Origin of the sequence: Lysinibacillus sphaericus (genome assembly GCF_015844675.1) — a bacterium.
GTDB classification, from domain to species: domain Bacteria; phylum Bacillota; class Bacilli; order Bacillales_A; family Planococcaceae; genus Lysinibacillus; species Lysinibacillus sphaericus_E.
The window spans coordinates 1-4,052 of the sequence record NZ_LDGC01000064.1 but is presented as its reverse complement, the minus strand read 5'-3'; the positions used below and the strand labels follow the sequence as shown (position 1 = coordinate 4,052).

Annotated in this window: 2 protein-coding genes and 2 pseudogenes; all 4 read left to right on the top strand. The window is 33.0% G+C overall.

Annotated elements, in window-relative coordinates:
• Positions 1–20: 20 nt before the first annotated feature.
• Positions 21–814: pseudogene (vanY, locus tag ABE34_RS15725) on the top strand (VanY-A/VanY-F/VanY-M family D-Ala-D-Ala carboxypeptidase).
• Between the two features lie 421 nt (positions 815–1,235).
• Entirely contained in the window at positions 1,236–1,769 is a 534-nt protein-coding gene (locus ABE34_RS15720; RefSeq protein ID WP_197143434.1) for a VanZ family protein, read from the top strand.
• 296 nt (positions 1,770–2,065) lie between these two features.
• Complete coding sequence (locus ABE34_RS15715) at positions 2,066–3,040, top strand: glycerophosphodiester phosphodiesterase family protein (protein WP_197143433.1); 975 nt, start codon at positions 2,066–2,068, stop codon at positions 3,038–3,040.
• 476 nt (positions 3,041–3,516) lie between these two features.
• A pseudogene (locus ABE34_RS15710) lies at positions 3,517–4,052 on the top strand (MFS transporter); the annotation flags it as partial.

Sequence of the window (4,052 nt, the reverse complement as noted above, 5' to 3'; positions counted from 1 at the left end):
TTCAAGATGAAAAAGGTGTAATAGGAAATGCCTATAATGAGAATGGTGTAGTGGAGGGAAAGTTGTCTTCTGGAAATATAAAAAAAGTAGAAATTCCAGTAGAACAAATTTATCAAGGAAATTTACTTTTGGTCAACAGTAAGCACCCAGTTCACAATGAAAGTATAAAATCAGATGTCATCAATTTAAATGTTCGCAAAGAATTGGTAAAAGGAACAGATTGTTTAATAGCGAAACATATTTATCAGAAGATATAGCAAGGAAATTTTCGGATATGGTTCTTGATGCGAAAGAAGATGAAGTTTCTAGTTTTTTAATTACAAGTGGTTTTCGAGGATTTGATGAGCAATCTAAACTTTATAAAGAAATGGGTTCCATTCGTGCCTTGCCAGCAGGTTACAGCGAACACAATTTAGGTTTATCGCTTGATGTGGGAAGTACCCAAGGGAAGATGGAGGTAGCACCTGAGGGAGAGTGGATTGCAGAGAACGCTTGGAAATACGGGTTTACTCTACGTTATCCAGAGGATAAAACGGACATAACGGGAATTATGAATGAACCATGGCATATTCGCTATGTCGGTTTACCACATAGTGCGATTATGAAAGAAAAGAATTTTGTGTTAGAGGAATATTTAGACTATCTAAAAGAAGAAAAACATATTTCTGCTACTGTAAATGGTCAAAAATATGAGGTCTTTTATTATCCTGTTACTGAAAATACTACTATTAATGTGCCAGCCAATCTTCGTTATGAGGTATCGGGCAATAATACGGATGGTGTGATAGTGACAGTATTTCCTGATAACGTGTAGAAACTTAGGTGAGGGTGCGGAATAAACTGAACGAAATTGATGAACGGTAACGGTATTATAAATCATGCTGTAACACTACTTAAAGAGATACCAAATACAGGTACAACATCAAAAGAGTGAAGGAGAGCCAAAAGGCGACTATTTCCAATTGAAAATCCAACAGATCCTTCAGTTATCCGGATCAAGCCATAGGTATAAAATCTCATTTAGAGAGGTCAAGGTGAACCGTATCACAAGTAAATGCGTCCTTTTTTAGATTCAAAGTAATTAATAGAAGTGGAATAAAAAAAGGTTGCAGAAAAGACAAACCGTACCACACAGCGCAATAGGGGATTAATTAAGTAAAATATTAATGTTTACAGGTTTAATAATATAGGCAGATATCTTTTAAGAAAATAAATTAGAATTTGGAGAATACTCTATGAAGATTAATGAAAGTAAAAAAACAGAACAAAACTATATTTTGTTAATTATAGGATTAGTGTTTTATATTTTAATTTTATTTGCATTTTTATTTTTTAAAACGAATTCATTTCAATCTGTAAATCTTATACCGTTTTATACTATAACAGATTACTTATCTAAGGGTGGTATTTTTTCTTTAATCAATGTAATAGGTAATATTGTTTTATTTATACCATTAGGTATCTATTTGATTTTGTTTAATCACAATAAAAGGGTATTCATTAACACTTTATGGAGCGTCATTATTAGTGTGGCAGTTGAAGTCTTGCAATATTTATTTAAAGTAGGTGCTACTGATATTGATGATATAATTTTGAATGGATTAGGTGGATTTCTTGGAATTGTTATTTATAAAATCATATGCAAAATTTTTAAAGATAAAGTAAGATATGCTATTGGATTAATTTCAATTATAGCGGGAATCACTTTCTTTATTTTGAGTATTTGTTTTTCATCAGGTGTTTTCGGTATTAAAGTTCGCATTATTTAATATTCTTATACTCTTTCCTTGATAGACCTTGCTCTGTAATCTTATTTGCACATTTTGAATGAATACACTTAAATTAACGGGGTGCTTTACTTGAAGATCATTGAGTTGCATAGGCAGCTCTCTTTTCTTATTGTACTAACGGAGCAGGTTAGTTGAATTAGGAGAGAATAAGGTTTGATTTTTCAGATAATAGCTATCTGAATTGTATTTTTAATACAATGCATTATACTATAAGTTCAAATATTCTTATAAAAGGATGTAACATTGTAAAAAGTAAGAAAAGAAAGGATCAACAAATGCAAAAAAGAAAAGGTAAAAGGACATATATCATTTTGGGGGTATTAACCCTTTTGGTTGTTATGGTTTGGATGAATAATACGAGTCTATTTTATTCGAATGATACAAATTATAAGATTCTAGCTCATAGAGGGTTGGCTCAAACCTTTGATATTTCAAAGGTAGAGTATGATACGAATACAGCTGAAATCATTTATCCACCTGAGCATCCCTATTTAGAAAATACAATGCCTTCTATGAAAGCAGCTTTTGATAATGGTGCTGACGTAGTGGAATTAGATATTAAGTTAACGAAGGATCATCAATTAGCTGTTTTTCATGATTTCGCTTTAGAGTATAGAACAAATGGTAAAGGTGAAGTCAAAGATTATTTGATGAACGAATTGAAGAAACTAGATGTCGGCTATAGATATACGGCTGATAATGGAGAGAGCTATCCGTTTCGTGGCAAAGGCATTGGTATGATGCCAAGCTTAGACGAGGTGTTTGCAGCTTTTCCTAATAATGAGTTTTTAATTCATGACAAAGATGGAGATATGGAAACAACAAAAGTATTGTGGGATTCATATTTAAGTAAAATGTCTAAGAAACAATTAGATAAAATAACAGTTTATGGTGATGGAGACAGCGAAGGATTTGATTATTTACGTTCAAAACATGCAGAGTTGAAATTGTTAACGAAAACAATGATGATAAATGCACTATTAAAATATGAATTATTAGGTTGGACGGGATATATTCCGAAAGAATTGCATAATATGGAGCTGCATTTACCTTTAAAATATGCGAAATACTTATGGGGTTGGCCAAATAAATTTATTGATAGAATGGAGTCTGTCAACACGCGAGTCGTGATCGTAGAGGGAAATGGTAAATGGTCAGAAGGATTTGATACAAAAGAAAGCCTTGAAAAAATTCCAGAAGGATATCAGGGGTATATATGGACAAATAGGGTTGATAAGGTTACTAAATGATTTAATTCATCAAAATAGTTGATTCTTCACTATGAGGAATCGTACTTCTTATGTTATAAAACGGCAACAATCCTGTAGTGAATAGAGTGATTTCAGCTAAGTTTGTGAATTTGTATACTTAAGCTAACGGGGTGCTTTAGTGAAATAAAGAATACAAAATTAATCAAACTTTATTAAAAAATCTCATACTAAGTAAAAAAGGATAGACTCCATTTTGATTAATCATTTTTCAAAATGGAGTTTGTTTAAATTAGCTATTTTAAAAATATCTGATTTCAAGCATTACTCAATAATAGAAAGATTAAAGGGCTTAGGAGCTGATCCTAAGCCTTTTTTGAGGTTTTAAGCATTGGTTTTATGTAGTTAGCGTTCGGTACACCGAGTGCTGGCAGACATATACTTAAATTAACAACTAAGAGACTATCTAAAAATGCCACAGTAGAAGATTATATTTCTATTTTAATTATGGTTACTAAGTAACGACACTTGGGGCCGTGGCAAGGCCAAATTTAGTAAATATTATGGGTAAATTTGCCGTTTCTATTGGTGTGCCGGCGCTTACGGGTCCGTTTATTTTATCAGCAACAGCATATATTTTAGCAGGGCTGGCCCTTTTTATTATGTTACGTCCGGATCCATTAGAAATAGCGAAAATGATTGAAGCGCAAAAACCAGAAAATGAGCATGGAAATAAGACAGAATCTTTACATAAAAAAGCTCTCAATAAAAGGGGCCTTACAGTCGGTGCAACGGTGATGGTACTTACGCAAATTGTAATGGTTGCTATCATGACAATGACACCTGTACATATGAAACATCATGGCCAAGGTTTATCGGAGGTTGGACTTGTTATAGGATTTCATGTAGGTTCTATGTATCTTCCATCGCTCGTAACAGGTATTCTTGTCGATAAAATCGGACGAACAGCCATGAGTATTGCCGCAGGAGTGACTTTGTTATTTGCTGGTTTATTGGCGGCATTCGCACCGAGCGATTCTATGGTTCTATTAAT

Coding starts and splice junctions, on each gene's coding strand:
- ABE34_RS15720 (WP_197143434.1), top strand. CDS start 1,236: ATGAAGATTAATGAAAGTAAAAAAACAGAACAAAACTATATTTTGTTA.
- ABE34_RS15715 (WP_197143433.1), top strand. CDS start 2,066: ATGCAAAAAAGAAAAGGTAAAAGGACATATATCATTTTGGGGGTATTA.